The sequence below is a fragment of the Pseudomonas sp. LBUM1656 genome, assembly GCF_059716065.1.
Window position 1 is genome coordinate 5,902,079 of the sequence record NZ_CP166800.1, and the last position, 25,914, is coordinate 5,927,992.

Genomic DNA, 25,914 nt, shown 5'->3' on the forward strand with positions numbered 1-25,914 from the left:
AGCCAAGGCGCCGCGACGACTCATAGCTCGCTATGGGGAGGAGCGGCAACGCAGGATCAGGACTTCATGCGCCGGACCTGCCCGCCCAAACCCGCTACACCGGCCACATAGCCACTTTCGCCGGCCTCACAGAAAGGCCTTGAGGATCAAATCGATGGACGTCACCGCAAAAATCAGCCTGGGCGATCCGCTGGAACCCGCACGCAAGGCCACCGCGCAGATGCTGCAAGAGCGCGAGCGTACTTTCTCGCTGCCGCAGCCGTTTTACTCTGACGAGCGGCTGTTTGATATCGACATGCAGGAAATCTTCCAGAAAGAGTGGTTGATCGCCGGCATGGCTTGCGAAATCCCGACCAAGGGCAACTACCTGACCCTGCAAGTCGGCAAGAATCCGATCATCGTGATTCGCGGTGCCGAAGGCGTGATCCATGCGTTCCACAACGTTTGCCGTCACCGTGGTTCACGGCTGTGCACCAGCGAAAAAGGCAAAGTCGCCAAGCTGGTCTGCCACTACCACCAGTGGACCTACGAGCTGGACGGTCGCCTGCTGTTCGCCGGCACCGAAATGGGCGCCGACTTCGACATGAAGGAATACGGCCTCAAACCGGTGAACGTGAAGACCGCTGGCGGCTACATCTTCATCAGCCTCTCGGAGAACCCGCCGGCCATTGATGACTTCCTGTCGACGCTGAACCATTACATGGAACCGTACGACATGGAGAACACCAAGGTGGCGATTACCACCACCTTGATGGAAAAGGCCAACTGGAAACTGGTGCTGGAAAACAACCGCGAGTGCTACCACTGCAACGCGTCGCACCCGGAACTGTTGAAAACCCTGCTGGAATGGGACGACGTCACTGACCCGCGTGCCGACCAGGCCTTCAAGGACCACGTCGCCGCCTCCGCCGCTGCCTGGGAAGCCGAGAAGATTCCTTATGCTCACGCCAGCTTCGGCCTGCGTAACCGCATCGTGCGCATGCCGCTGCTCAAGGGCACCGTGTCGATGACTCTGGACGGCAAGCAAGGCTGCGCCAAACTCATGGGCCGCATCAAGAACCCGGACCTGGGCTCGATGCGCATCCTGCACCTGCCGCACTCGTGGAACCACTGCATGGGCGACCACATCATCGTCTTCACGGTGTGGCCGATCAGCGCGCAGGAAACCATGGTCACTACCAAGTGGATCGTCCACAAGGATGCGGTCGAAGGCGTGGACTACGACGTGGAGCGCATGCGTCAGGTCTGGGACGCCACCAACGACCAGGACCGTCGCCTGGCGGAAGAGAACCAGCGCGGGATTAACTCAACGGCTTACCAGCCAGGGCCTTATTCCAAGACCTATGAGTTTGGCGTGGTGAACTTTGTGGATTGGTACAGCGAGCGTTTGCTGAACAACCTGGGGGCCGAACCTGCGCCTTACCTCAAAGGCGTTCCGGTACAGGGCTAAAGCGCCTCGACTCCCCTCATCAGTAGTCAGTGAAAAAGGGCGCATGCGCCCTTTTTTCGTTGCGACCGATTCAGATATCCATGCTGTCGACAACCTGGCGACTGCTGGTGTTTGTCTGAACTTCAGGAGGAACAAGATTGGCTGGAATCAGCATGATATTTTCCCGAATATTTTTATCGCCCAACTTATCAATGATTTGCTGCCGAATACCCGCATAGTTTGATTCTATTAATTCGGCCTTGAACGAACTGACACTGACATTCCCTAACAAGGCCTTGACTGCGAACTTCTGATTAAAGACATCCGACGCAACCAGCTCGGAAGTCTTGAAATAAACACTGCAGACCGACAGTCGGCTACCGCCATGGATGATGCTGATCTGCAAATTGACCACGGATACCGGTTGCGGTATCGGATGATCTTTTTGTTCAGGATCCAATTCGATATGAGTCTTGGCATTAAACAAAAGCGACGGCGCACTGGCTTCAGGCAAATCAATCCAGAGACCAATACTTTCTTCAATACTGTTTATTAACGCTCGATCCAGCGTCTTGAAAAATGTTGCCTCCAATACTTTCATCACTGTCAGTGAATGGACAAGTGCGGGCACAGGATAACTGACGGTATTGGAGTTGGTAATCTGCCAGAACACCTTCCCCAGCGAATTCCGATAAAAATCCAACCACTCTGCAGGATCAATAAAACGCGAAGTCAACTTCTTATCCGCGGCCAACTGGCACAACAGATTGGAATTGACAACATCTTCGACGACAGTATGATCCGTGACCGAAGACGTGGCGGATATTAAATTACCTGAAACAACATAAGTTTCGGCGGCAGGTGAATTCATGGCGAATCATCCTTGAATTATGACAAACCAAAGTAAGCATGCCCGGCGTTGAGTGCCGGGCTGCTATCAGGTCAATTAAATGTCCAGGTCTTTGACAAAGTTCTTGGCGTTATCACCGAGCTTATCGATAACCGCCTGGCGAACCTGCTTATATACCGACTCGTTCAGAACGATCTGTTGTGCAGCCCGATACATCCGGGAAGATGATGTGCTCCAGTGCCAAAACAGGAAGCTCCCGGATTGCACGGTAGTGGTCGCGTTGACGCAGGTCAGCACCATGATGACGTTGCCGCCAGTGTCCTGAGCAACCGGCAGGATCTGGAAGGTACCCGTGCCGCTTTTGGTGCTGCTGTTATCGAAAAGTTTGAGCGCCCCTTGATTATTAGGGTTTGTCTTCAATGCATTGAAGGTTTGCGACACCACCAGATAAAGAGCCGACTCCGGAGCAACGACCTGAGCAAGGATTTCCAGGACGACCTGATCCATCGTGACATTTGTATTAGTTGGTTGAAAATCCGAGTAAGCGGTCGCCACTCGCCCCCAGCCGAGATTCGCCAGGCCGTCGGTGTAATACTTGAACCAATCTTCTTTTTGCTTATCAGGATCAAACTTTTTGTCGGCGGCCAGCTGCATCAACAACGTGCTGTTTTGTACGTCATCCCTGGCTTGAGGAGTGAGTCCGGAGACAAAAGAAACAACGCTTCCTTTCACAACCGCCGCGCCATTTTCATCAGCATTTGCGCGAACAACTGCAGACTTCTCACGGACACTGACACCGGTCGATTCCGGAATATCAAGATTGGAAATGAAGGCCAGACGCTCTACGTGGGTTTCGATAACACTCATGACAATGCTCCATATTGTTAATAAGTTGGTGCCGCTCGTTTCTACCGCAGCCGGGCAGGCAGACCTCGCTGACAAACCGCACACAGGCAGCGCGCAGTTAAAGAACGGAGTCGATATTATTTCGATAACAATAATTGAAACTTACCGTCTGCTTGACGGCACTTATTGTTTCAAGCCAGCGGCAGGGAATATCGGTTAAAGCGCGGTATGCAAACGAAGGTCATGCGGTAAGTTTTCATTCTCTGTCTCCTTGAGAATTGCGAGTACGCAGTGGGCATCCTTCCAGTGCTTTTTTTTGCAAATGTTATTAAAGTCCCGGAGTGCTGAGCTGTCAATGTGCCTTTATAGACTCATAAGGAGTTAATCTTTTTACTTTCAGGGAAATTGGCGATAACTTCAGCGGTTGCTGCGCTTCTGTGCCAGAAGTACTGATCCACAGCACCGCCAAAGCATTTCCCACGCCTCCATTCAACGGAAAGACCACCGCACACTGCCGTCCTCCCCAATGAACGTCTCTTCAATGTTCTCACCCACCAACCGCACCTTCACATATCCATTCAACACCCGATCCGGCTATGCCTCATCTCGCGCATTTTTTGGTTTCCGACCACGACACCCGAGTGTGCCCGTCCAATTCGCTGGCAATGCCATACGGAATTCGTTGGCGGTGATTCCGAGGGTGGGCGGCGCCACTTGTTTGCGTGGCGCCGAGAGCAGCGTGCGGGCGGTACGGGAAAAGGTCAGGCGCTATAGGCGAGCGCGCTGATTGGCGGTGTGCCGGTGAATGCGTTTGCGCAACAAGGCCGCCGGGAAGGGCACACAGGTTGCGTGGAAAACGGGGGGCGAGCGATGTGGCTAGCCAGCCATCACGCGTTCTCCCTGAACCAGATGTGGATAAATGACGGCTGTCCTTATGCCCTGTGAGTGAAGACAGGCGACCGATCGAAGTCAAGCCAGCGGCTTAGAACTGTATGAAATCTGATCTATTCCATTCCAGCCTATATGGGACGTGGCTTGCAGGGTTTGGCGAACAAGTTATCCACACCTCCACCCACAGCTAATGGGGACAAGTGTGGATCTGCTGGAAAATTTCTCCGCATAAAGTGAATAAAAACCGTGACTTATCCAGAAGCAGGGTTTTGAACAGTGATTGGTTGTTTTTTGATCTACAGCTTGCAGAGCACGCTCCACGTGGCTTGCAGCAGATGGCGAACACCTTATCCACAGAAGCGCCAACAGACTTTGGGGGCAACTTTCATCAATCTGTGGAAAACCCGCGCAAACCACGGTAAATCAAGGTTTTCCGGTAATTTTCCGTACTAAGACAGTGATTTGATCGTTTTTTAATCACCCACCGGATAAGCCCGGTTTACATAGCCTGTAGAGGACAGCGAACATCTTATCCACAGATGCGCTAACAGAGATTGGGGGCAAGTATTGGCGGGCGTAAAAAGTTATCCTCAGGAAAAAGCGTGGAAAAACCGCTAGTTAGACTGGTTGTTTTTTGTACGAAGGGTTGCAGGGCTTGTTTTGTATGGGGTGTAGCGAAGGGCGAACATGTTATCCACAGAAGCGCTAACAGGGATTGTGGGTAAAACCGCTCAACGCCTGTTGAAACACGATAAACCGGAGTCGATGTCCAGATGGAGCTCATAGTCATCGAATGCGCGCCACCCGAACAAGATCGAAGGCACGTAGCGCCCCGCCAATAACGACGGCGGAATCGTGAAGCTCGGGTAGTGTTTATAAGTGACCGGCGCGGTATGGCCTGACAGATTCAACTCGCCCTGGAAGGTTTGGTAGTGGGGCCTGGCGGCGACGTGAACAGGAGCGCTGCCCGGCGCGGCGGACGTCAGGTAATCCACGTTGCCGGTGTCGATAATCCCCAGGGTTGCCCGACGATCCAGCCGTGCGGCAATGGTCAATCGTTGATTGATGTCCATGCGCGTATAGGTGACCGGTGAATCACATCGGGTGGGAGGTCGGGCGTTAAGCTCCAGGGTTTTCTTCGTGAGTTTCAAGCGCCCCAGCTTGCCGATCAGGTCCAGACCCAGCAAGTTGTCCCGGTCACTGACAAACACCAGTACATTGCTGAACTCGCTTGTGCCGACCTTCAACGACTTGAGGATCCCGAGTTTGGCCGACAGGTCGCGCTCACCGTAAAACGTGCTGTAGCCATAGTGAGAGTCGGTTAACAACTTGATCCCCATCAGCTTCGCGGTGCCGGCGTTGACCCGGGTTTGCGGGGCGCCGGTGTCCAGAATGAAGCGTGACGAGAAACCGTTGGCCGCTTCGACATCGATATAAGGCAGCACTTCGTCAGCCACGTAATCGTCAGTGGGGTAAGGGTGAATCGCGAGTACCTCGCGGCGCCTGGTTTTTTCCACGGAAAAATCGCCGACCGTGCGCAGAGTCGCGATCGACTTGTTCCCAAACATGGAAAACAACACGTTGAGTTCCGGGTCGTTGGCGATGGCCCGGGCATGACGACGCTTGGTCGCCAGATAGTAATCGGGAAGCTGGTTGGCGGCTTTGACCTCGAAGATTCGGGCAAGCACGGTCACTGAACAATTGAGGTGTTCATCAGCAGCCAACACCTTGTCGCACTGCTGCTTCATCTGCGCCAGTGAGGCTTTTCGTCCCGGTTCCGACGCCAGCCATTGGTAAAAATCAGGTTCTTTGCTGGTCTCAGCCAATGAGAACCTCGACATCACCAGCAGCACCATCACGGCACAGATCAGACATGTCTCACGCCGACTGACCGCGCTCATGTTCAACCCATTGTTGAAAACGCGTTGTATGAATTAGCGCTGCTGCCACGCTGGGCCGCTCATAGAGAAATGTAGCTCACTAGGGCCGATACATCAGGTAGGCCTCTCCCGTGACCCGAATCATCGGATGGGGCGTGATCTGGCAGGTGTCGACGATACGAAAGCCATGGCGCTCGTAAAAGCGGCGAGCACCGGTGTTGGCGGCGTAATCGATCAGGCTCAGGCCATTGAGCCCAAGCTGGCTGGCACGGTCGTAAGCGTAGGCGAGGAATTGCTTGCCCAGGCCCAGGTTACGCCAGCCCTCGTGCAGCGCCAGGCTGGAGATGTAGAGGGTGTCGGGGATTTCCATCTTTGCGTAGGGCGCCAGGACCGGATCGGTCGTCGGCTCTGCCAGTGGGTCGTGACGCATCACGTAGCTGTGCATCATGCCGATGACGTTGCCATCGGCCTCGGCAATCAGGCAGTTCTGCCAGGAGAAATCCACGTCGTCGCGGGCGTAACGAATGGCGCCGACGTCCAGCAGGTCCTGACCGGGCCGGGCCAGTTGGCTCCAGATGTAATCGGCAGCCCCCTCCGAGGTGATTTGAAACAGACGCGCAATCTCCCGCGCATCGGCGCGCACTGCCGAACGGAATTCAACGGCCATTTTTTCCCCATAAATATCGGTGACACGAGCAACCTGTGGGAGCGGGCTTGCTCGCGAAGAGGGTGTGTCAGCGACATTAATATTGCCTGACACGACGCCTTCGCGAGCAAGCCCGCTCCCACAGTGAACAGTGGTGAAATTGAGTTAGCGGACAACGCCTTCTTCGATCAGTAATTTGAGGATCGCCTCGGCGCCTGCTTGCGCAGTCACGCCTTTGAGTACCTGACCACCCCCGCCACTGGCCTTGGCCGTCGCGGCTTTCATCCGGTCCGCGCCGCTCTTGGCCTTGATCACCTTCAAGCGTTTAGGCCGTGGCTTGGCCGGTTGCAGGGTGGCGACTGCCAGCAATTCATCGTCAACCACTTCGACTTCATCGGCCTGCAATACACCACGCCGCGCCGGGCCATAGGCGCTCTGTCGAGGCTTCGGCGCGGCGTTATCCACCGTGGCGAGAAATGGCAGCCGCACCTTCAACCGCCGACGCTGACCACGGGGCAACGCTTGCAGCACCAGCGCCGAACTGCCGTCGATGGATTCCACCTGAGCCAGCCCGACCACCAGCGGCCAGCCGAGGCTTTCCGCCAGCAGGAACGGCAACATGCCCGAGCCCTCACCGGTTTCCGCCTGGCTGCCGGTCAGCACCACTTGCGCCCCGGCGTCGCGCAGATACGCGGTCAATGCCGGCAAGGCATCGGCGCCTTCCGGTTGTTCGAGCACATGCAGTTGTTCCAGGCCCATGCCCAGATAAGCGCGCAGCGCCGGTTCCGCAACATCACCGGCATGCAGCACTTGCAAGTTATCCCCAGCCAGTTGCAGACCCAATTCCACCGCCCGCGCATCCTGTTCCGCACGACGTGGCCGGCCGGAGGTCGGATGGGCGCCGATGGACACCAGGCTGATGATTTTCGTGCTCATAACCCTTTCCTTTCCTTAAGCCGCATCGCGCTTGGCTTCGTTGCGGTAAGCCTCTACCGCCGCGATCAAGGCTTGAAGAATCTCGGCACTCTCGCCGATCACCGACAAGTCGGCCCGTTTGATCATGTCGCAGCCAGGGTCGAGGTTGATCGCCACCACCTTGTCGCAGGCACCGATGCCTTGCAGGTGCTGGATCGCCCCGGAAATCCCCACCGCCACGTAAACCCGTGCGGTGACCCACGTACCAGACGCACCGACCTGGCGGTCGCGGGCCATGAAGCCATCGTCCACCGCCACCCGGGACGCGCCTTCAGTGGCGCCCAGCGCTTCGGCGGTCCTGTGGAAAAGTCCCCAGTCCTTGACTCCGTTGCCGCCGGAGAAGATGAACTCGGCTTCGGCCATCGGAATCGCCGCCGGGTCCACCGCTACAGCACCCAAATCTTCAATACGCGACAAGCTGCGCGCCACGGCTGTGGATAACTCCACCGGCAAGGCTTCGTGACGGGTTTCGCTGACCGGCTCGGCGCATTCGACGGCGGCCAGAATCAAGCGGGCAACCGGGCGCGCAAGGTCCTGCAACCCAGCGCCGGCACGGCCGATGCATTCCTGATCCTTGACCTGCCAGACCCGCGTGGCCGGGCGTTCGCCCAATGCGGCGGCAAAGCGTCGACCCAATTCACCACCGCCACTGCGGCTGTCTGGCAGCAGCCAGTGACGCGGGCTGAACTGGTTATCCACAGCCCGCAGACCCTGGACCCGTTGTTCCGGTGCATAACCGCTGAATTCGTCGCCATCCAGCACCAGCAAGCGATCGACGCCTGCGGTGGCGAAGGCGTTTTCCTTGTGTTCGCCGAAGACCACGGCCAATACCGCGCCGTCGTTGCCGGCCAACTGGTGGGCCAGGCCCAGCAAGTCGCGGTCGTGGCTGCTCAAGCGGCCGCCGACCATGTCCGGCACCACGCTGATGTAGAACGCCGGTGCAGGCACTTGATGCAGCGGCAACTGGACTTCAACGGTGGCCGAGCGTTTGGTCGCCCCGCCCTGTTGAGCGCCGCTGCGGTCGATGCGCTTGATGCCGTTGGGGCCGATAAAACCGATGCCATGCAGGTTCTTGCGGATGACGCCGTTCGGGCCCATCCAGCTGTGTTGCGCCGGTTGCATGGCCGCGTGCAACGGGTGCAGGCGGTTGCGGGCAATCCATTCGGCGCGGGGGTCGCGGCGGATAATGTCGCTCATCAGTGGGCCTCCGCAGGTTCACGTTGGGCCGGTGTTGACGGTTTGCTTGGCGCTGCGTCTTCAAGCAATGCGTCGGCCACCAGTTCGGCGATGTCCTTGATCAGCGGTCGCGGTTCGACCACACCTTCAAGCATCGCGGTGCACTGTGGGCAACCCACGGCCACCAGTTCGGCGCCGGTTTCGCGGATGTCTTCCATGCGCATGTCGGGAATCCGTTGCTTGCCCGGAATGTCGGTGATCGGCGCACCGCCGCCACCGCCGCAGCAGCGCGAACGGAAACCGGAGCGTTGCATCTCTTTCACTTCGATTCCCAGGGCACGCAGCACTTCACGCGGCGCCTCGTATTCGCCGTTGTAGCGGCCGAGGTAGCACGGATCGTGATAGGTCACGCTGCTGCCTTTGTGCTGGCCGAGGTTCAGGGCGCCAGCGCCGATGATTTCCGCCATATAGGTACTGTGGTGCTGCACGAGGTAGTTGCCGTCGAAGGCGCCGTACTCGTTTTTCAGCACATGGAAGCTGTGCGGGTCGCAGGTGACTATGCGGTTGAAGCTGTATTTGGCCAGGGTCTGGATGTTGCGTTTAGCCAACAGCTGGAAGGTGGCTTCGTCACCCAGGCGTCGGGCCACGTCACCGCTGTCACGCTCTTCAAGGCCGAGTACCGCGAAGTCGACCTTGGCCGCTTTCAGCACTTTGACGAAGGCACGCAGGGTGCGCTGGTTGCGCATGTCGAAAGCACCGTCGCCGACCCAGAACAGCACGTCGACAGACTTCTTCTCGCTGAGCAGGTTGAGGTTCAAGTCCGCCGCCCAGTTCATCCGCCCGCCCGGGGCGAAACCGCCCGGGTTGTCGGTGGCGATCAGGTTTTCCAGGACTTCGGCGCCCTTGTTCGGGGTCGCGCCTTTTTCCAGAGTCAGATGGCGGCGCATGTCGACGATGGCATCGACGTGCTCGATCATCATCGGGCACTCCTCGACGCAGGCACGGCAGGTGGTGCAAGACCACAGGGTTTCGGCGTCGACCAGCCCGTTAACGATTGGTTGATGCGGATTGCCGGCGTGTTCGCCGATGGCTTTGCCCGGATACGGGCTGCCAGCGAACTTGGCGTCGGTGCCACCGGCCAGGCCGACTACCATGTCTTGAATCAGTTTTTTCGGGTTCAGCGGCTGGCCGGCGGCGAATGCCGGGCACGCGGCTTCGCATTTACCGCACTGCACGCAAGCGTCGAAGCCGAGCAGCTGGTTCCAGGTGAAATCCTTGGGCTTTTCCACGCCCAGTGGCGCGGTCGGGTCGTTCAGGTCCAGCGGCTTCAAACCGGTGGAACGGCCGTCACCAAAGCGCTCGGCGCGACGGTGCCAGGCCAGGTGCAAAGCACCGGCGAAGGCGTGCTTCATTGGCCCGCCCCAGGTCATGCCGAAGAACAATTCCGAGACGCCCCACAGCACGCCGACGCCGAGGATCGCAGCCACCACCCAACCGCCGAAGTTTTCCGGAAGGATGCCGGCGACCGGCAGGGTCAACAGGAAGAAACTCGCGGAGAACGCCAGCAGGCTTTTCGGCAGGCGCATCCACGGCCCTTTGGACAGGCGAGCCGGCGGGTTGCGACGACGCAGGTACACAAAGATCGCACCGACGAACATCACCACCGTCATCAACAACAGCGCGTAACCGAGAATGCGGTTATGCAGGCCAAAACCGTGAACCAGAATCGCCAGCACGACCGACGCCACCGCGCCACCGGCCGTGGCCACGTGGGTATTGGCGATGTATTTGTCCCGCGCCACGACATGGTGCAAATCGACCATGTAGCGCTTGGGCATGGCGAACAGGCCGCCGATCAGGTCGACTTTCGACGCCCGGCCTCGGCGCCACATAGCCACCCGCCGCAACGCGCCGAGGACAGCGAGGCCCAGGGCAGCGAACAACAGGATTGGAAGAAGGGTGTTCAACATGGTGGAGCTCCCAAAGACCGCAGGGTCAATGATCGTTCCCACGCTCCGCGTGGGAATGCAGCCCGGGACGCTCTGCGTCCCAACAGCGGACGCAGAGCGTCCATTGAGGCATTCCCACGCGGAGCGTGGGAACGATCAGTTCGTGGCTTAGAAATCCTTGCACAACCGCAGCGCGTCATAGATCGCCGCGTGGGTGTTGCGCTGCGCCACGCAGTCGCCGATGCGGAACAGCAAGTAGCCGTCGCCCGCCTGGCTCAAAGAAGGTTGCGGCTTGATCGCGAACAGGGCTTCGATGTCCATCTGGCCTTTGTTGCGCGAGCCTTCCTTCATGGCGTAGTAGATTTCTTCGTCCGGACGCACGCCGTTTTCGACGACGACCTGGTCCACCACCCGCTCCTCTTTGGCGCCGGTGTATTCGTTTTCCAGCACCGCCACCAGCTTGTCGCCTTCGCGGTAGACCTTCTCCAGCATCATGTCGCCGGTCATGATCACTTCTTTCGGGTACATGCTGCGGTAGTACGTCGGGAACGACGTACCGCCGATGGCTACGCCCGGTTTGATGTCGTCGGTGACGATCTCGACCTGGCTGCCCTTGTCGGCGAGGAAGTCGGCGGTCGACATCCCGGTGAATTCACAAATGGTGTCGTAGACCAGCACGTTCTTGCCCGGTGCGACCTTGCCATCGAGAATGTCCCAGCTGCTGACCACCAGGCCTTCAGCCGCGCCCCAGTGCTCGTTCTGCTCCAGGAATGGATGACCGCCGACGGCGAGCACCACCACGTCCGGACGCAGGTCGAGAATGGTTGCCGCGTCCGCCGCCACGCCCAGGCGCAGGTCCACTTTCAGACGCGCCAGTTCCAGCTGGAACCAGCGCGTGATACCGGCGATCTGGTCACGCTGTGGAGCTTTCGAAGCGGTAGTGATCTGCCCGCCGATGAATTCTTTTTTCTCGAACAGGGTCACGTCGTGGCCACGTTCGGCCGATACGCGAGCCGCTTCCATCCCGGCAGGACCGGCACCGACGACGACAACCTTGCGCTTCACACCGGTCGATTTCTCGATGATGTGCGGCACGCCCATGTATTCACGGGAAGTTGCGGCGTTCTGGATGCACAGCACGTCCAGACCTTGATACTGACGGTCGATGCAGTAGTTGGCGCCGACGCATTGCTTGATCTGGTCGACCTGGCCCATCTTGATCTTGGCGATCAGGTGCGGGTCAGCGATGTGGGCGCGGGTCATGCCGACCATGTCCACGTAACCGCCTTCCAGAATACGGGTCGCCTGGTTCGGGTCCTTGATGTTCTGCGCGTGCAGCACCGGGGCCTTCACCACTTCCTTGATACCGGCCGCCAGGTGCAGGAACGGCTCCGGTGGATAACTCATGTTCGGAATCACGTTGGCCAGGGTGTTGTGGGTGTCGCAGCCCGAACCGACCACGCCAATGAAGTCGATCATGCCGGTGTCGTCGTAATACTTGGCGATCTGCTTCATGTCCTCGTGGGACAAGCCGTCCGGGTGGAATTCGTCGCCGCACAGACGAATGCCGACGCAGAAATCCGGGCCCACTTCGGCCCGCACAGCCTTGATCACTTCCAGGCCGAAACGCATGCGGTTTTCGAAGCTGCCGCCCCATTCGTCGGTACGCTTGTTGACGCGCGGGCTCCAGAACTGGTCGATCATGTGCTGGTGCACGGCGGACAGTTCGACGCCGTCCAGGCCACCGGCCTTGGCCCGCGCTGCGGCGCTGGCGTAGTTGCCGATCACCCGCCAGATTTCTTCCGGCTCGATGGTTTTGCAGGTCGCACGGTGCACCGGTTCACGGATGCCCGACGGCGACAGCAGGGTTGGCCAATGCTCGCCGTCCCAGCGGGAACGACGGCCCATGTGGGTAATCTGGATCATGATCTTGGCACCATGCTTGTGCATGGCATCGGCCAGGTTCTGGAAGTGCGGAATGATCCGGTCATCGGCCAGGTTGACCGACTTCCACCAGCCTTGCGGGCTGTCGATGGCCACGCTGGAGGAACCGCCGCAAATCGCCAGGCCGATCCCGCCCTTGGCTTTCTCTTCGTAATACTTGACGTACCGGTCGGTGGTCATGCCGCCGTCGGTCGCGTAGACCTCGGCGTGCGCGGTGCTGAGCACGCGGTTGCGGATGGTCAGTTTGCCGATCTGGATCGGCTGGAACATTGCTTCGAAAGCCATGGCGGGTTCCTCGACTTACAACGGCTTGACGGTGAACAAACCGTCGTCGTGGCCTTCTTCGGAGCCACCGTAGACTTGTTCGGCAACGGTGCGGATCTTGCTGCCGCGGGCCTGCAGAATCTGGTCCATGGCACCGGCAAACCAGCCCGTGAACATGTAGTCGACCTTGCGCCCGACCTTGCCGTACACGTAGACGAACGCCGAGTGTTCGAGCTTGACGCTGGCGGTGCCTTTGTCGAGGTCGATGTCCTGGATCTTGAACAGGCCCCAGCCGCGTTGCGACAGGCGCTTCATGTAGTGCTCAAACACCGCAACACCTTCCAGGCCGTGGCATTCAGCTTCTTTTTCACACCAGTGCCAGGCGGATTTGTAGCCGGCCTTGTAGAGAATCTCGGCGTAGGCGTCGGCGCCCAACACTTCCTCGATGCCCATGTGGTTGTTGACGAAGAAATGGCGCGGTACGTACAGCATCGGCAGGGCGTCGGAGGTCCAGACACCGGTTTCGCTGTCGACTTCGATTGGCAATTGCGGGGCGATCTTGGCCATGGTTAAAACTCCGGAATTCATTATGTTGAGGCGATAGGTGGCCGTAGCAGCTGTCGAGCCTGCGAGGCTGCGTTGGGCTGCGAAGCGGCCCCCGAGGGCGGTCCTGCGGACCGCAACGCAGCCTCGTGCCTCGGCAGCTGCTACAGAAATCGTTGCTTTAAAGGGGTTTTATTCGCCCCAGACGTCCTTGAGAACGTTGACCCAGTTCTCGCCCATGATCTTGCGGACCACGCGCTCGGAGTGGCCGCGCTTGAGCAGGGTTTCGGTCAGGTTCGGGAACTCGCCGACGGTGCGGATGCCCAGCGGGTTGATGATCTTGCCGAAGCTGGTCAGACGGCGGGCGTAGCCCTTGTCATGGGTCAGGTATTCGAAGAAGTCCTGGCCATGGCCCTGGGTGAAGTCGGTGCCGATGCCGATGGCGTCTTCGCCGACGATGTTCATGGTGTATTCGATGGCTTCGGCGTAATCGTCGATGGTCGAATCGATGCCCTTGGCCAGGAACGGCGCGAACATGGTCACGCCGACGAAACCGCCGTGATCGGCGATGAACTTCAGTTCTTCATCGGATTTGTTGCGCGGGTGGATTTTCAGACCCGACGGCAGGCAGTGGGAGTAGCACACCGGCTTCTTGGATTCGAGGATGACTTCTTCGGAAGTCTTCGAACCGACGTGGGACAGGTCGCACATGACGCCGACGCGGTTCATCTCGGCGACGATTTCACGACCGAAACCCGACAGGCCGCCATCACGCTCATAGCAACCGGTGCCTACCAGGTTCTGGGTGTTGTAGCACATCTGCACGATACCAACGCCCAGCTGCTTGAAGACCTCGACGTAGCCGATCTGATCCTCAAAAGCGTGAGCATTCTGGAACCCGAACAGGATGCCAGTCTTGCCCTGCTCCTTGGCTTTGCGGATATCGGCGGTGGTGCGAACCGGAATCACCAGGTCGCTGTTCTCGCGGATCAGCTTCTGGCTGGCGGCGATGTTGTTGACGGTGGCCTGGAAGCCCTCCCACACCGACACGGTGCAGTTGGCTGCGGTCAGACCGCCTTTGCGCATGTCTTCGAACAGCTCACGGTTCCACTTGGCAATAATCAGCCCGTCGATAACGATGCTGTCGGCGTGCAATTCGGCTGGGCTCATCAGGCTGTCCCCTATTAGCGATTCATGCGCCGAATCGTGTGCCGGCGCTTTGGGGCCAGCATATGCCTGAGGGAGGGGGCAGCCGGGTGCAAAAACGACAGGGGGTTTGCCGAAAGCGTCAATCCGCGACAAAGGGTCGTTGATGGACGCAATCGCCCACCTGTTCAAGGGCCGCTGCTTGGGCCAGAATTCGCTGCATAACCGAATAGGCACTGAAAAATAGGGGCTGCGTCGCAATGAGAACGATCTTCCTGGCTTTGGCACTGATAGCGACCGGCGTACACGCGGCGGAAGAGGCTGACGACAACCCCTGCGACAAGGTCGAAAACGACGTCCAGACCCTGGAATGCTCCGCCTACAGTCGAACCACCGCTGAAGACTTACTTAAAGACAACTATCAAAGCCTGAACGAGCGCATGCAAACGGCCTACGGCAAGAATCAGGCGCAACTGGCCGACATCACCGCCAAGCTCAAGGCCGCGCAACAGCAGTGGTTGAAGACACGAGATGCGGATTGCGCGGTTGAGGCGTTTCCGGCGACCAGTGGTAGCAAGGCGTTCACCATTGCGCAGAATGATTGCGTGGCGCGGATGAGTGATGAGCGGTCGGAGTTTTTGGAGTCGATCGGGCAGGAGTAAAAACATAAATATGGAGAATGATTTGATCCCCCACGAAGTTGTCAGCCGCATCGTCGATGGAGCGTTTCCTGTTCAGGCCTGGCGCGAACACTTGAACCTTACACAGGACGAAGTGGCCAAACGCATGGGCATTTCTCAACCTGCTTTTGCCCAGCAAGAGACGGTCGCGAAGCCTCGCAAGGCCACCCGCGAGAAAATTGCCGCGGCGTTTGGCATCACGGCCAATCAACTTGAGCTGTAGGCTGCACACCACCATTTGTGAAAGGGATCGAAATGAAAATCTGCGGCATTGAAATCAAAGGCAGTGAAGCGATCATCGCCGTGGCTTCTCTCGACGGTCAGGCGCTTGGCCACGTCGCCCTGGCCACCAAGAAAATCGCCCTCGACGATGACGACGAAGCCGCGAACGTCAAAGTGTTTGCCGCTCAGGTGGCGTCGTTTGTGCGTGAGAATTCCGTCGACCGGATCGCGATCAAGAAGCGCAGCAAGAAAGGTGAATTTGCCGGTGGGCCGACCACGTTCAAGATCGAGGGCGTTTTTCAGTTGCTGGAGAGTTGCGAGGTGACGTTGCTGTCACCGCAGACGATTAATGCGCAGAACAAGAAGTTTGACTTTGCACTGCCGGAGACGCTGAACAAGTATCAGCATGAGGCTTACAAGGCGGCGTGTTCTGCCCTGATGAAGAAGTAAGCCAAACGCAATTCCCCTGTGGGAGCGGGCTTGCTCGCGAATGCGGTGGATCAGTCAACATTGATGTCGTCTGATCCACCGCATTCGCGAGCAAGCCCGCTCCCACAGGTTTTCGATGCTTATGCCTGTGCGGTACGCCGATCTTCCCGAGGACACCGCTCAAACCGCGCCCGATAACTACGCGTGAAATACGACGGCGATTCAAACCCGCACGCAATGCTCACTTCCAGCACGCTCATGTCCGTCTGTCGCAGCAACTGCCGCGCCTTCTCCAGCCTTAACCGCAGGTAGAAATTGCTCGGCGTGTCGTTCAAATGCAGCCGAAACAGGCGCTCTAACTGCCGCCTGGTCACCTTGATCGATTCCGCCAGTTCCAGCGTGCTCAGCGGTGGCTCGCTGTGCTGTTCCATCTCCCCAATCACATGCACCAACTTCTTGTTGCTGATGCCATACCGCGTGGCCACTTCCATGCGCTGGTGGTCTTTGCGCGGGCGGATGCGGCCGAGTACGAATTGTTCGCTGACCTGGATCGCCAGTTCCGGGCCATGGGCCTGAGCGATGAGGTCGAGCATCAGGTCGATGGATGCGGTGCCGCCGGCGGAGGTGATGCGCCGACGGTCGATCTCGAACAGCTCCTGGGTGACGCTGAGCTGTGGATAGGACTCTTTGAAGGCGTCAATGGCTTCCCAGTGCAGGGTCAGGCGATGGCCGTCGAGCAGACCGGCTTCAGCGAGGACGAAGCTGCCAGTGTCGATGGCGCCGAGGGTCACGCCCTCGTTGTCCAGGCGGCGCAGCCAGTGTTCAAGCGCGGGCGTGGCGAACTTCAGGGGTTCGAAACCGGCGACCACCAACAGGGTTGCACCTTTTTTCAACGGCTCCAGCGCCGCATCGGCGTTGACCGACATGCCGTTGCTGGCCAGCACTGCCCCGCCGTCAGCGCTCAGCACGTGCCAGCGATACAACTCGCCGCGAAAGCGATTGGCGACCCGCAACGGCTCGATCGCCGAGATAAAACCGATGGCCGAGAAACCCGGCATCAACATGAAGTAGAAATCCTGGGACATGGAGCGCACTCGGTTGGCGGCTAGCGTGTGATGTTGATACGCCACTTGCGAGCGGCATTCAAGAGCACAGGTCGCTGCAGTGCAAGAGCTGGTCGCCGCAGTGCGCTTTGACGGGCCTCAAGCTGCGTAACTTGGCATCACCGGCGCACGAAGACGCCCGGACCCACAATAACGAACTGCCGAGGAAACCTGAGATGAAACGACTGATCAGCAGCTGTGTTCTTGCACTCAGCGGTACCGCTTTCCTGAGCGCCAGCGTCATGGCCGCCGAACCTGCCTCATGCCAGAACGTGCGCATGGGTGTAGTGAACTGGACCGACGTGATCGCCACCAGCGCCATGACCCAGGTCCTGCTCGATGGCCTCGGCTACAACACCAAACAAACCAGCGCTTCCCAGCAAATCATCTTCGCCGGGATCCGCGACCAGCGCCTGGACTTGTTCCTGGGCTACTGGAACCCGCTGATGACCCAGACTATCACCCCGTTTGTCGCGGCCAATCAGGTCAAGGTGCTTGAAGCGCCTAGCCTCAAGGACGCCCGCGCCACCCTCGCCGTACCGACTTACCTCGCCGACAAGGGCCTGAAAACCTTCGCCGACATCGCCAACTTTGAAAAAGAACTGGGCGGCAAGATCTACGGCATCGAGCCAGGCTCGGGCGCCAACACCCAGATCAAGGCGATGATCGCCAAGAATCAATTCGGTCTCGGCAAATTCCAGCTGGTCGAATCCAGCGAGGCCGGCATGCTCGCGGCGGTGGATCGCGCCGTGCGCCGCAAAGAGGCCGTGGTGTTCTTCGGCTGGGCGCCACACCCAATGAACGTCAACGTGCAGATGACCTACCTCACCGGCAGTGAAGATGCCTTGGGCCCGAATGAAGGCATGGCCACGGTCTGGACCGTTACTTCGCCGAACTACGCGCAACAATGCCCGAACATCGGCAAATTGCTGAGCAACCTGACCTACACCGCCGAAGACGAGAGCCGGATGATGCAGCCGCTGCTCGATCACAAGGACGCTTTCGAATCGGCCAAACAATGGCTCAAAGATCACCCGCAAGACAAGCAACGCTGGCTCGAAGGTGTGACCACCTTCGATGGCAAACCGGCCGCTGACAATTTGAAACTGACCAGCAAATAAACCCCGATTGAACCACCGACTCGCAGCCCGACCGGGCTGCGAACGGAATCATCACGCCTGCAAGGAACCCGCCTCATGAACCACGACGTCATCATCACCTGCGCACTTACCGGTGCTGGCGACACGACCAGCAAGAGCCCACACGTGCCGGTCACCCCGAAACAAATCGCCGCCGCTGCCGTGGAAGCCGCCAAGGCCGGCGCCACGGTTGTTCACTGCCATGTTCGCAACCCGGAAACCGGCAAATTCAGCCGTGACGTGGCGCTGTACCGCGAAGTGATGGAGCGCATCCGCGAGGCCGACGTCGACATCATCGTCAACCTCACCGCTGGCATGGGTGGGGACCTGGAAATCGGCGCTGGCGAGAACCCGATGGAGTTCGGCCCGAACACCGATCTGGTCGGCCCGCTGACCCGCCTGGCTCACGTTGAAGAACTGCTGCCGGAAATCTGCACCCTCGATTGCGGCACCCTGAACTTCGGCGACGGCGACACCATTTACGTGTCCACCCCGGCGCAGCTGCGCGCTGGCGCCAAACGCATTCAAGAGCTGGGCGTGAAGGCCGAGCTGGAAATCTTCGACACCGGTCACCTGTGGTTCGCCAAACAGCTGATCAAGGAAGGCCTACTCGACGACCCGCTATTCCAGCTGTGCCTGGGCATCCCGTGGGGCGCACCGGCCGATACCACCACCATGAAAGCCATGGTCGATAACTTGCCAGCCAATGCGGTCTGGGCCGGGTTCGGGATTGGTCGCATGCAAATGCCGATGGCGGCGCAAGCGGTGCTGCTCGGCGGCAACGTGCGGGTCGGCCTGGAAGACAACATCTGGCTGGACAAGGGCGTACTGGCGACCAACGGCCAACTGGTCGAACGCGCCTCGGAAATCCTCAGCCGCCTCGGCGCCCGTGTTCTGACCCCGGCGGAAGGCCGGGCAAAAATGGGCCTGACCAAGCGCGGTTAATTGCTGATCACACCTCACCTGTGGGAGCGGGCTTGCTCCGGGCGGCGTTCCGACGAAAGCGGGGGTTCTGACGCAAGAGATCTGTCGGATGTACCGGCCTCTTCGCGAGCAAGCCCGCTCCCACATTAGGTCACCGAATTCTTTTAGGACGTCGCCATGAGCTTTATCACCGAAATCAAAACCTTCGCCGCTCTGGGCAGCGGTGTCATCGGCAGCGGCTGGGTGTCTCGCGCCCTCGCCCATGGCCTCGACGTTGTCGCCTGGGACCCGGCGCCCGGCGCCGAAGCCGCGCTGCGCAAACGCGTCGCCAATGCCTGGGGTGCGTTGGAGAAACAAGGCCTGGCGCCTGGCGCCTCGCAGGATCGGTTGCGTTTTGTCGCGACGATTGAAGAGTGCGTTCGCGACGCGGATTTCATTCAGGAAAGCGCCCCGGAACGCCTTGATCTGAAACTGGAATTGCACAGCAAAATCAGCGCGGCGGCCAAGCCCAATGCCTTGATCGGGTCTAGCACTTCGGGCCTGTTGCCGAGCGAGTTTTACGAGAGCTCGACGCACCCGGAACGCTGCGTGGTCGGGCACCCGTTCAACCCGGTTTACCTGCTGCCGCTGGTGGAAGTGGTCGGGGGCAAAAACACCGCGCCTGAAGCTGTTCAAGCGGCAATGAAAGTCTACGAATCCTTGGGCATGCGTCCGCTGCATGTGCGCAAGGAAGTGCCCGGTTTTATCGCCGACCGCTTGCTCGAAGCGCTGTGGCGTGAGGCGCTGCACCTGGTCAACGACGGTGTGGCGACCACCGGCGAGATCGACGATGCGATCCGTTTTGGCGCGGGGTTGCGCTGGTCGTTCATGGGCACGTTCCTGACCTACACCCTGGCGGGTGGCGATGCGGGGATGCGGCACTTCATGGCGCAGTTCGGCCCGGCGTTGCAGTTGCCATGGACGTACCTGCCTGCGCCGGAACTGACCGACAAGTTGATTGATGATGTGGTGGACGGGACCAGTGATCAACTGGGCAAACACAGCATTTCCGCACTGGAGCGCTATCGTGATGATTGCCTGCTGGCGGTGCTCGAAGCGGTGAAGACCACCAAAGAGAAGCATGGGATGGCGTTCAGCGAGTAACGAGTCAGCAGGGCCTGCCCCTTCGCGAGCAAGCCCGCTCCCACATTGGAACGCGGTCACCTGTGGGAGCGGGCTTGCTCGCGAAGACGGCAGCCCAGTCACCACCAACATCGGAACCACAACCATGCCCACCCTCACCACCTACCAAACCCGAATAATCCCCGACTGGGTCGATTACAACGGCCACCTGCGCGATGCCTTTTACCTGCTGATTTTCAGCTACGCCACCGACGCGCTGATGGACCGCCTGGGCATGGACAGCAACAACCGCGAAGCCAGCGGCAATTCGCTGTTCACCCTCGAACTGCACCTCAATTACCTGCACGAAGTGAAGCTCGACGCCGACGTCGAGGTGCGCACCCAGGTCATCGGCCACGACAGCAAACGCCTGCACCTCTATCACAGCCTGCATCTGGTCGGCGACGACAAGGAGCTGGCGGGCAACGAGCAAATGCTCCTGCACGTGGACCTCGCCGGGCCGCGATCCGCACCGTTCAGCGAAGACACCTTGAGCAAGCTGCAAGCCATCGTCGCCGAGCAAACCGACCTGCCTACCCCCGCCTACATTGGCCGAGTGATCGCATTACCCCCTAAAAAATAACAAGGAGATCGCCATTGAACACCGCCGCTTTTGCCGACTTCCGTACCTACCCGTTGATCAGCGCGTTGACCGCCGTGGAAACCCTGGCGGATCGAATTCAAGTGACGTGGGCTGACGGCCGGGTCAGCCCGTTTCACCATCAATGGCTTCGCGACAACTGCCCGTGCCCGCAATGCGTCTACACCGTGACCCGTGAGCAAGTGCTGGAAATCGTCGATGTCGCCGAGGACCTGACGCCGACAGCGGCAAACCTCGATGCCGAAGGTTGTCTCAGCGTCGCATGGCAGGACGGCCATCTCAGCCGTTTCGATCCGGGCTGGCTGCGGGCTCACGCCTATGACGATGAATCCCGCGCCGAACGCCGGGCCGGCAAGCCAAAATCCAAACTGTGGAAAAGCGACTTGCAGCTGCCGGTATTCGAATACCAGGCGCTAATGAACGACAACGATGCTTTGCTGCAATGGCTGCTGGCGGTGCGCGATACCGGCCTGACGCAAGTGCGTGGTGTGCCCACCGAGCCCGGTTCGCTGAAGCTGATTGCCCAGCGGATTTCCTTCATCCGCGAGAGCAATTTCGGCGTGCTGTTCAACGTGCAATCCAAGGCCGATGCCGACAGCAATGCCTATACCGCTTTCAACCTGCCGCTGCACAGCGATTTGCCGACCCGGGAGTTGCAACCGGGGCTGCAATTCCTGCATTGCCTGGTCAATGACGCGGCCGGTGGCGAGAGTATTTTCGTCGACGGCTTTGCCATCGCTCAAGCGTTGCGCGAGGAAGATCCCGAGTCGTTCAAGGCCCTGTGTGAAATCCCCGTGGAGTTTCGCAACAAGGACCGTCACAGCGACTACCGCTGTCTGGCGCCGATCATCGCCCTGGATGCATTAGGGCAGGTCTCGGAAATTCGCATGGCGAACTTTCTGCGCGGGCCGTTTGATGCGTCGATCGAGGACATGCCCAAGCTCTACCGCGCGTATCGCCGGTTTATTGCGATGACCCGCGAAGCGCGGTTTCGGGTGATGACGCGACTCAATCCCGGTGAGTTGTGGTGCTTCGACAACCGCCGCACCCTTCATGCCCGCAACACTTTCGACCCTGCCAGCGGTGCCCGGCATTTCCAGGGTTGTTATGTCGACCGGGATGAATTGTTGTCGCGGATTCTCGTTTTGCAACGCTAGACCGCGTCATCGTTCTTCGCGAGCAAGCCCGCTCCTACAGTTGACCGAGTTCTACCAGAAGAACGCGGTCAACTGTGGGAGCGGGCTTGCTCGCGGAAGCGTCAGTCCATGCACCTCACGACTTCCTGATTCAGAGGCAAAAAAAACCCCGATCAAGCCGTGACAAGATCGGAGCTGAGGAGGGTACTGTTGAGGAGCCGTTGCGCGAGGGTGACCAAACCTTCGTGAAGCCAGCTGAATCCAGTGTGCCCACTCTCACGTCTGGCAAGTTAGCCGAAAACGACCTGTTCATAGGTATCGCGGCCATTGCGACAAATCGTCCTTGCCGACGCCAACCGCCCCTACGAGAATCGAGCCACGACACCGTTCCCTGAAGAAGGATTGCGTCATGATGTACGCCGATTTGATTGACCAGGAAGACCTGTTGGGCCAGCTCAAGGCATTGGGATTTGCAGTGCCCCCTGGCGCAACCGCCGAGCAGGCCTGCGAATGCGCGGTACGGGGTTTGAACAACGAAAGGGCAATGGAACTGCGGACCATGGTCAAGCAGATGTACACCAGCAGCGCGACCATCCTGCCGGCCGTGCGCCAGGCCATCGACAAGCAGTTGCTGCCTGCGTTGGCGGAGTATCAGCAGAGCCGTAGCGCCTGACAAGACGCCTTCGTAGGAGCGCCGCCCGGAGCAAGCCCGCTCCCACATTTAACCGAGTTCTCTCAGGGGAGCGCGGTCGAATGTGGGAGCGGGCTTGCTCCGGGCGGCGATCCGACGAAGGGAGCGCCTCGGTTTAGAGCCTTACGCTGGCAAATGTCGACTCATTGCGCGCCTGACTCAACGCCGACAACGGCCCGGACAGCGGCGACAGCACCAGTGCTTGCGGCAGCGGCATCATCGCCACCTGTTGTGTGGTGTTGGAGCCTACGCGTTCGTCACGCGGTGGAATGCCGAAGTATTCGCGGTAGCACTTGGAGAAGTGCGGCGTGGACACGAAGCCGCACACCGATGCCACTTCGATGATCGACATCGGCGTTTGCTTGAGCAACTGCCGGGCACGGATCAGGCGCAGTTTGAGGTAGTAACGCGACGGCGAGCAATGCAGGTATTTCTGGAACAGCCGCTCCAGCTGACGACGGGAAACAGCGACATACACCGCCAGTTCGTCGAGGTCGATCGGCTCTTCCAGGTTGGCCTCCATCAGCGCAACGATTTCCTGCAACTTCGGCTGGTTGGTGCCGAGCATGTGCTTGAGCGGCACGCGCTGGTGATCTTGCTCGTTGCGGATGCGCTCGTAGACAAACATCTCCGAGATCGCGGCGGACAGTTCACGGCCGTGATCGCGGCTGATCAGGTGCAGCATCATGTCCAGCGGCGCGGTGCCGCCGGAACTGGTGAAACGGTTACGGTCGAGGGTGAACAGGCGTGTGCTCATGGCCACACGCGGAAACGCTTCCTGCATCGAGGCCAGGCATTCCCAGTGCACGCTGCAATCAAAACCGTCCAGCAGGCCGGCGCAGGCCAGGGCCCAGCTGCCGGTGCAGACCGCGCCCAGACGACGGGACTGGCGCGCCTGGCTTTGCAGCCACGACACGTGTTCGCGGGTGACCGTACGCTGAATGCCGATGCCGCCGCAGACAATGATGGTGTCCAGAGGCGGGGCTTTGTGCATGGAGCAATCGGGGGTGATCTGCAGGCCATCACTGGCCCAGACCTGACCGCCATCGACGGTGAGTGTGGTCCAGCGATACAGCTCGCGACCGGACAATTGGTTGGCCATGCGCAGGGGTTCGACTGCGGAGGCCAGAGAAATAAGCGTGAAATTGTCCAGCAGCAGAAAGCCGATGGATTGAGGCGCACGGTTCTGGGGTTGGGCCCCGGAGTTGAACGTCGTCATCGCGGTATCTCCTCACACAAAGCGGGTGATGGCCTCAGGCGGAGGCTCTTGTTATTGCCATCGTTCTCGCGTGGGAGACGGGCTTTGTAATGACAGAGCAATTGCCATGCCTAAAGTTGAATGGCCATTCAATAACTCCTGAAAACGACGTCGCGGCGTGTCTATATAAGCCACGTCGAGAGTGGGGGTTATAAGTGCCATTATCGACTGGAGGTGCTCTGCCCTGTAGGGCTTGAGCAAATCGGTAGCACTTGTGGGAACAGGGCTACGGCGACCTGATGGAGAGTGTCACCGCAAGCACAGGTGACAGGCGGTAATGGCCAACCTGGATCCCGGATTTGGGAGAAGCCGCTTATCTGTAAGCGACGCGCTAAAAGGTGGCGGGTTCGAGATTCTGTGTTCACTTAGCGCGCAGTTTTGACTGGTCTGACGCCTTCGCGAGCAAGCCCGCTCCCACACTTAATCTCTGCCGAACACAAATCCATGCACACTGGAGATCTAATGTGGGAGCGGGCTTGCTCGCGAAGCAGGCAACTCGGTGCTACTGACTCAGCACTCGACGGCGCTAACCGCCAACCCGCCCCGCGATGTCTCTTTATATTTGTCATGCATGTCCGCGCCGGTATCACGCATCGTGCGGATGACGCGATCCAGCGAGATAAAGTGCTGACCATCCCCGCGCAACGCCATCTGCGCCGCGTTGATCGCTTTCACCGCGGCAATCGCATTGCGCTCGATACACGGCACTTGCACCAGTCCGCCCACCGGGTCGCAGGTCAGGCCGAGGTTGTGTTCCAGACCGATTTCCGCCGCGTTGCACAACTGCTCCGGAGTCGCGCCAAGAATCTCCGCCAGTCCCGCCGCCGCCATGGCGCAGGCCGAACCGACTTCCCCCTGACAACCCACTTCCGCACCGGAAATCGAAGCGTTCTTCTTGCACAGAATCCCCACCGCTGCGGCGCTGAGGAAATAGTCGACGACATTGGCGTCCGTCACCACTTCACTGAACTTCATAAAGTAGTGCAACACCGCCGGAATAATCCCCGCCGCGCCGTTGGTCGGTGCCGTTACCATGCGCCCGCCGGCAGCGTTCTCTTCGTTGACCGCCAGGGCGAACAGGTTGACCCACTCCATGGCGCTCAAGGTCGAGCCGATGACGTTGGGCTTACCCAATTCCTGCAAGCTGCGGTGCAACTTGGCCGCGCGGCGGCGCACATTCAGTCCGCCGGGCAGGATGCCTTCGTGCTTGAGGCCCTGTTCGACGCAATCCTGCATGGCGCGCCAGAGTTTCATCAGGCCACTGCGGATTTCTTCTTCGCTGCGCCAGACCTTCTCGTTGGCCATCATCAGTTCGGCGACGCGCAAGTTGTGCTGCTTGCAGAGGCTGAGCAGTTCGACGGCGCTGGAGAAGTCGTATGGCAACACGGTGCGATCCAGATCGACCACGCCGCTGGAAGCCTGCGCTTCGTCCACGACAAAACCGCCGCCGATGGAATAGTAGGTGTCGCGATGCAGCTCGCCGTTATCGCCTTCGGCAACCAGGGTCATGGCGTTGGGGTGGAAGGGCAGGTTTTCGTCGATCAGGCGCATGTCGCGAGCCCAGATAAACGGCACCGACAGGCGACCGTCGAGCAACAGCGTGTGGGTCTCGCGCAAGGTTTCAATACGAATGCCGATTTGCGACGGATCGATTGCGTCCGGCCACTCGCCCATCAGCCCCATGATCACCGCGTTGTCGCTGCCGTGACCGATGCCGGTGGCCGACAGCGACCCATAAAGCTGAACTTCGACGCGCCGCACTTGTTCCAAAAGACCCTGTTCACGCAAACCTTGCACGAACAGCGCGGCGGCCCGCATGGGTCCCACGGTGTGCGAACTGGAAGGACCGATGCCGATTTTGAACAGGTCGAAAACGCTGATAGCCATTACTGCCGAACTCCTGGATGTGCCAACTCCAGGCGCAAAAGCGCCCAGTGACGGAGCTGCTACGCTCAAGCTGCAATCCGCCGAGATGGCCGCATCATCAGGCTTTTGCCGTGTCGTTCGACGTCTCACACCGACGCACTCATG

General features: G+C 59.4%; 22 protein-coding genes and 2 pseudogenes. 10 read left to right on the top strand and 14 right to left on the bottom strand.

Features of this window, described 5'->3' with window-relative positions; translation table 11 throughout:
- Positions 1 to 154: 154 nt before the first annotated feature.
- On the top strand, positions 155 to 1,450 hold the full coding sequence (gene gbca / locus ACA072_RS26795) for a glycine betaine monooxygenase oxygenase subunit (protein ID WP_046045311.1): 1,296 nt from the start codon (positions 155 to 157) through the stop codon (positions 1,448 to 1,450).
- 70 nt (positions 1,451 to 1,520) lie between these two features.
- Here gbca and ACA072_RS26800 read toward each other — a convergent pair whose 3' ends face one another.
- The 11 genes and pseudogenes from ACA072_RS26800 to ACA072_RS26850 form a co-directional block, all read right to left on the bottom strand.
- On the bottom strand, positions 1,521 to 2,300 hold the full coding sequence (locus ACA072_RS26800) for a hypothetical protein (protein WP_497621661.1): 780 nt from the start codon (positions 2,298 to 2,300) through the stop codon (positions 1,521 to 1,523).
- Positions 2,301 to 2,375: 75 nt separating this feature from the next.
- Positions 2,376 to 3,146 carry a hypothetical protein gene (locus ACA072_RS26805; RefSeq protein WP_497621663.1) on the bottom strand — a complete coding sequence of 257 codons (771 nt, stop codon included), beginning with the start codon at positions 3,144 to 3,146 and terminating at the stop codon, positions 2,376 to 2,378.
- Positions 3,147 to 3,614: 468 nt separating this feature from the next.
- Positions 3,615 to 3,807, bottom strand: a pseudogene (locus ACA072_RS26810) (metallophosphoesterase); the annotation flags it as partial.
- Between the two features lie 940 nt (positions 3,808 to 4,747).
- On the bottom strand, positions 4,748 to 5,917 hold the full coding sequence (locus ACA072_RS26815; protein ID WP_497621665.1) for a retropepsin-like aspartic protease: 1,170 nt from the start codon (positions 5,915 to 5,917) through the stop codon (positions 4,748 to 4,750).
- 79 nt (positions 5,918 to 5,996) lie between these two features.
- A complete protein-coding gene (locus tag ACA072_RS26820) occupies positions 5,997 to 6,563 on the bottom strand; it encodes a GNAT family N-acetyltransferase (RefSeq protein ID WP_497621667.1) in 567 nt (188 codons plus the stop codon).
- Between the two features lie 144 nt (positions 6,564 to 6,707).
- A complete protein-coding gene (gene etfB / locus ACA072_RS26825) occupies positions 6,708 to 7,478 on the bottom strand; it encodes an electron transfer flavoprotein subunit beta (protein ID WP_047534320.1) in 771 nt (256 codons plus the stop codon).
- 15 nt (positions 7,479 to 7,493) lie between these two features.
- Positions 7,494 to 8,714, bottom strand: coding sequence for an electron transfer flavoprotein subunit alpha (gene etfA / locus ACA072_RS26830; RefSeq protein ID WP_497621669.1), 1,221 nt, complete (start codon positions 8,712 to 8,714; stop codon positions 7,494 to 7,496).
- Entirely contained in the window at positions 8,714 to 10,663 is a 1,950-nt protein-coding gene (gene dgcB, locus ACA072_RS26835; protein ID WP_497621671.1) for a dimethylglycine demethylation protein DgcB, read from the bottom strand. The genes etfA and dgcB overlap by 1 nt, the downstream gene beginning before the upstream one ends.
- A 147-nt stretch (positions 10,664 to 10,810) precedes the next feature.
- On the bottom strand, positions 10,811 to 12,871 hold the full coding sequence (gene dgcA / locus ACA072_RS26840) for a dimethylglycine demethylation protein DgcA (protein ID WP_008151900.1): 2,061 nt from the start codon (positions 12,869 to 12,871) through the stop codon (positions 10,811 to 10,813).
- Between the two features lie 15 nt (positions 12,872 to 12,886).
- Positions 12,887 to 13,417, bottom strand: coding sequence for a DUF5943 domain-containing protein (locus ACA072_RS26845; protein ID WP_008033249.1), 531 nt, complete (start codon positions 13,415 to 13,417; stop codon positions 12,887 to 12,889).
- 168 nt (positions 13,418 to 13,585) lie between these two features.
- Complete coding sequence (locus tag ACA072_RS26850; RefSeq protein ID WP_008033250.1) at positions 13,586 to 14,563, bottom strand: dipeptidase; 978 nt, start codon at positions 14,561 to 14,563, stop codon at positions 13,586 to 13,588.
- A 236-nt stretch (positions 14,564 to 14,799) separates the two neighbouring features.
- On the opposite strand from ACA072_RS26850, the gene ACA072_RS26855 reads away from it, so the two are divergent.
- The 3 genes and pseudogenes from ACA072_RS26855 to ACA072_RS26865 all read left to right on the top strand — a co-directional run bounded on the left by ACA072_RS26855 (position 14,800) and on the right by ACA072_RS26865 (position 15,891).
- Complete coding sequence (locus ACA072_RS26855; protein ID WP_131060644.1) at positions 14,800 to 15,201, top strand: lysozyme inhibitor LprI family protein; 402 nt, start codon at positions 14,800 to 14,802, stop codon at positions 15,199 to 15,201.
- Positions 15,202 to 15,211: 10 nt separating this feature from the next.
- Positions 15,212 to 15,442, top strand: a pseudogene (locus ACA072_RS26860) (helix-turn-helix domain-containing protein); the annotation flags it as partial.
- A 32-nt stretch (positions 15,443 to 15,474) separates the two neighbouring features.
- Positions 15,475 to 15,891, top strand: coding sequence for a DUF3010 family protein (locus ACA072_RS26865; RefSeq protein ID WP_497621673.1), 417 nt, complete (start codon positions 15,475 to 15,477; stop codon positions 15,889 to 15,891).
- Between the two features lie 119 nt (positions 15,892 to 16,010).
- On the opposite strand, the gene ACA072_RS26870 is transcribed toward ACA072_RS26865, so the two are convergent.
- Positions 16,011 to 16,955 carry a GlxA family transcriptional regulator gene (locus ACA072_RS26870; protein WP_497621675.1) on the bottom strand — a complete coding sequence of 315 codons (945 nt, stop codon included), beginning with the start codon at positions 16,953 to 16,955 and terminating at the stop codon, positions 16,011 to 16,013.
- A 194-nt stretch (positions 16,956 to 17,149) separates the two neighbouring features.
- On the opposite strand from ACA072_RS26870, the gene choX reads away from it, so the two are divergent.
- The 6 genes from choX (at position 17,150) to ACA072_RS26900 (ending at position 22,607) form a co-directional block, all read left to right on the top strand.
- Positions 17,150 to 18,094: a choline ABC transporter substrate-binding protein gene (gene choX, locus ACA072_RS26875; RefSeq protein ID WP_497621677.1), complete on the top strand. Its 945-nt coding sequence runs from the start codon at positions 17,150 to 17,152 to the stop codon at positions 18,092 to 18,094.
- Between the two features lie 75 nt (positions 18,095 to 18,169).
- Complete coding sequence (gene cdhC, locus ACA072_RS26880) at positions 18,170 to 19,057, top strand: 3-dehydrocarnitine:acetyl-CoA trimethylamine transferase CdhC (RefSeq protein WP_017341199.1); 888 nt, start codon at positions 18,170 to 18,172, stop codon at positions 19,055 to 19,057.
- A 156-nt stretch (positions 19,058 to 19,213) separates the two neighbouring features.
- Positions 19,214 to 20,179 carry an L-carnitine dehydrogenase gene (locus tag ACA072_RS26885; RefSeq protein WP_429511716.1) on the top strand — a complete coding sequence of 322 codons (966 nt, stop codon included), beginning with the start codon at positions 19,214 to 19,216 and terminating at the stop codon, positions 20,177 to 20,179.
- 124 nt (positions 20,180 to 20,303) lie between these two features.
- Complete coding sequence (locus ACA072_RS26890) at positions 20,304 to 20,780, top strand: thioesterase family protein (protein ID WP_497621679.1); 477 nt, start codon at positions 20,304 to 20,306, stop codon at positions 20,778 to 20,780.
- 14 nt (positions 20,781 to 20,794) lie between these two features.
- Positions 20,795 to 21,955 carry a gamma-butyrobetaine dioxygenase gene (locus ACA072_RS26895; RefSeq protein ID WP_497621680.1) on the top strand — a complete coding sequence of 387 codons (1,161 nt, stop codon included), beginning with the start codon at positions 20,795 to 20,797 and terminating at the stop codon, positions 21,953 to 21,955.
- Between the two features lie 388 nt (positions 21,956 to 22,343).
- Positions 22,344 to 22,607 (top strand): hypothetical protein, encoded by a 264-nt coding sequence (locus ACA072_RS26900; RefSeq protein WP_401354025.1) that lies wholly within the window; start codon positions 22,344 to 22,346, stop codon positions 22,605 to 22,607.
- A gap of 133 nt (positions 22,608 to 22,740) precedes the next feature.
- On the opposite strand, the gene gbdR is transcribed toward ACA072_RS26900, so the two are convergent.
- Complete coding sequence (gene gbdR, locus ACA072_RS26905; protein ID WP_109635472.1) at positions 22,741 to 23,844, bottom strand: choline metabolism transcriptional regulator GbdR; 1,104 nt, start codon at positions 23,842 to 23,844, stop codon at positions 22,741 to 22,743.
- Positions 23,845 to 24,393: 549 nt separating this feature from the next.
- Positions 24,394 to 25,770: an L-serine ammonia-lyase gene (locus ACA072_RS26910; protein ID WP_497621682.1), complete on the bottom strand. Its 1,377-nt coding sequence runs from the start codon at positions 25,768 to 25,770 to the stop codon at positions 24,394 to 24,396.
- Positions 25,771 to 25,914 lie beyond the last annotated feature (144 nt).

Excerpts from the sequence above, each read along its gene's own strand:
- ACA072_RS26820 (WP_497621667.1), bottom strand. The coding sequence starts at position 6,563 with ATGGCCGTTGAATTCCGTTCGGCAGTGCGCGCCGATGCGCGGGAGATT.
- gbdR (WP_109635472.1), bottom strand. The coding sequence starts at position 23,844 with ATGACGACGTTCAACTCCGGGGCCCAACCCCAGAACCGTGCGCCTCAA.
- cdhC (WP_017341199.1), top strand. The coding sequence starts at position 18,170 with ATGAACCACGACGTCATCATCACCTGCGCACTTACCGGTGCTGGCGAC.
- ACA072_RS26870 (WP_497621675.1), bottom strand. The coding sequence starts at position 16,955 with ATGTCCCAGGATTTCTACTTCATGTTGATGCCGGGTTTCTCGGCCATC.
- ACA072_RS26845 (WP_008033249.1), bottom strand. The coding sequence starts at position 13,417 with ATGGCCAAGATCGCCCCGCAATTGCCAATCGAAGTCGACAGCGAAACC.
- ACA072_RS26885 (WP_429511716.1), top strand. The coding sequence starts at position 19,214 with ATGAGCTTTATCACCGAAATCAAAACCTTCGCCGCTCTGGGCAGCGGT.
- choX (WP_497621677.1), top strand. The coding sequence starts at position 17,150 with ATGAAACGACTGATCAGCAGCTGTGTTCTTGCACTCAGCGGTACCGCT.
- ACA072_RS26805 (WP_497621663.1), bottom strand. The coding sequence starts at position 3,146 with ATGAGTGTTATCGAAACCCACGTAGAGCGTCTGGCCTTCATTTCCAAT.
- ACA072_RS26850 (WP_008033250.1), bottom strand. The coding sequence starts at position 14,563 with ATGAGCCCAGCCGAATTGCACGCCGACAGCATCGTTATCGACGGGCTG.
- etfB (WP_047534320.1), bottom strand. The coding sequence starts at position 7,478 with ATGAGCACGAAAATCATCAGCCTGGTGTCCATCGGCGCCCATCCGACC.
- ACA072_RS26855 (WP_131060644.1), top strand. The coding sequence starts at position 14,800 with ATGAGAACGATCTTCCTGGCTTTGGCACTGATAGCGACCGGCGTACAC.
- ACA072_RS26890 (WP_497621679.1), top strand. The coding sequence starts at position 20,304 with ATGCCCACCCTCACCACCTACCAAACCCGAATAATCCCCGACTGGGTC.
- ACA072_RS26815 (WP_497621665.1), bottom strand. The coding sequence starts at position 5,917 with ATGAGCGCGGTCAGTCGGCGTGAGACATGTCTGATCTGTGCCGTGATG.
- dgcB (WP_497621671.1), bottom strand. The coding sequence starts at position 10,663 with ATGTTGAACACCCTTCTTCCAATCCTGTTGTTCGCTGCCCTGGGCCTC.
- etfA (WP_497621669.1), bottom strand. The coding sequence starts at position 8,714 with ATGAGCGACATTATCCGCCGCGACCCCCGCGCCGAATGGATTGCCCGC.
- ACA072_RS26865 (WP_497621673.1), top strand. The coding sequence starts at position 15,475 with ATGAAAATCTGCGGCATTGAAATCAAAGGCAGTGAAGCGATCATCGCC.
- gbca (WP_046045311.1), top strand. The coding sequence starts at position 155 with ATGGACGTCACCGCAAAAATCAGCCTGGGCGATCCGCTGGAACCCGCA.
- dgcA (WP_008151900.1), bottom strand. The coding sequence starts at position 12,871 with ATGGCTTTCGAAGCAATGTTCCAGCCGATCCAGATCGGCAAACTGACC.
- ACA072_RS26910 (WP_497621682.1), bottom strand. The coding sequence starts at position 25,770 with ATGGCTATCAGCGTTTTCGACCTGTTCAAAATCGGCATCGGTCCTTCC.
- ACA072_RS26900 (WP_401354025.1), top strand. The coding sequence starts at position 22,344 with ATGATGTACGCCGATTTGATTGACCAGGAAGACCTGTTGGGCCAGCTC.
- ACA072_RS26800 (WP_497621661.1), bottom strand. The coding sequence starts at position 2,300 with ATGAATTCACCTGCCGCCGAAACTTATGTTGTTTCAGGTAATTTAATA.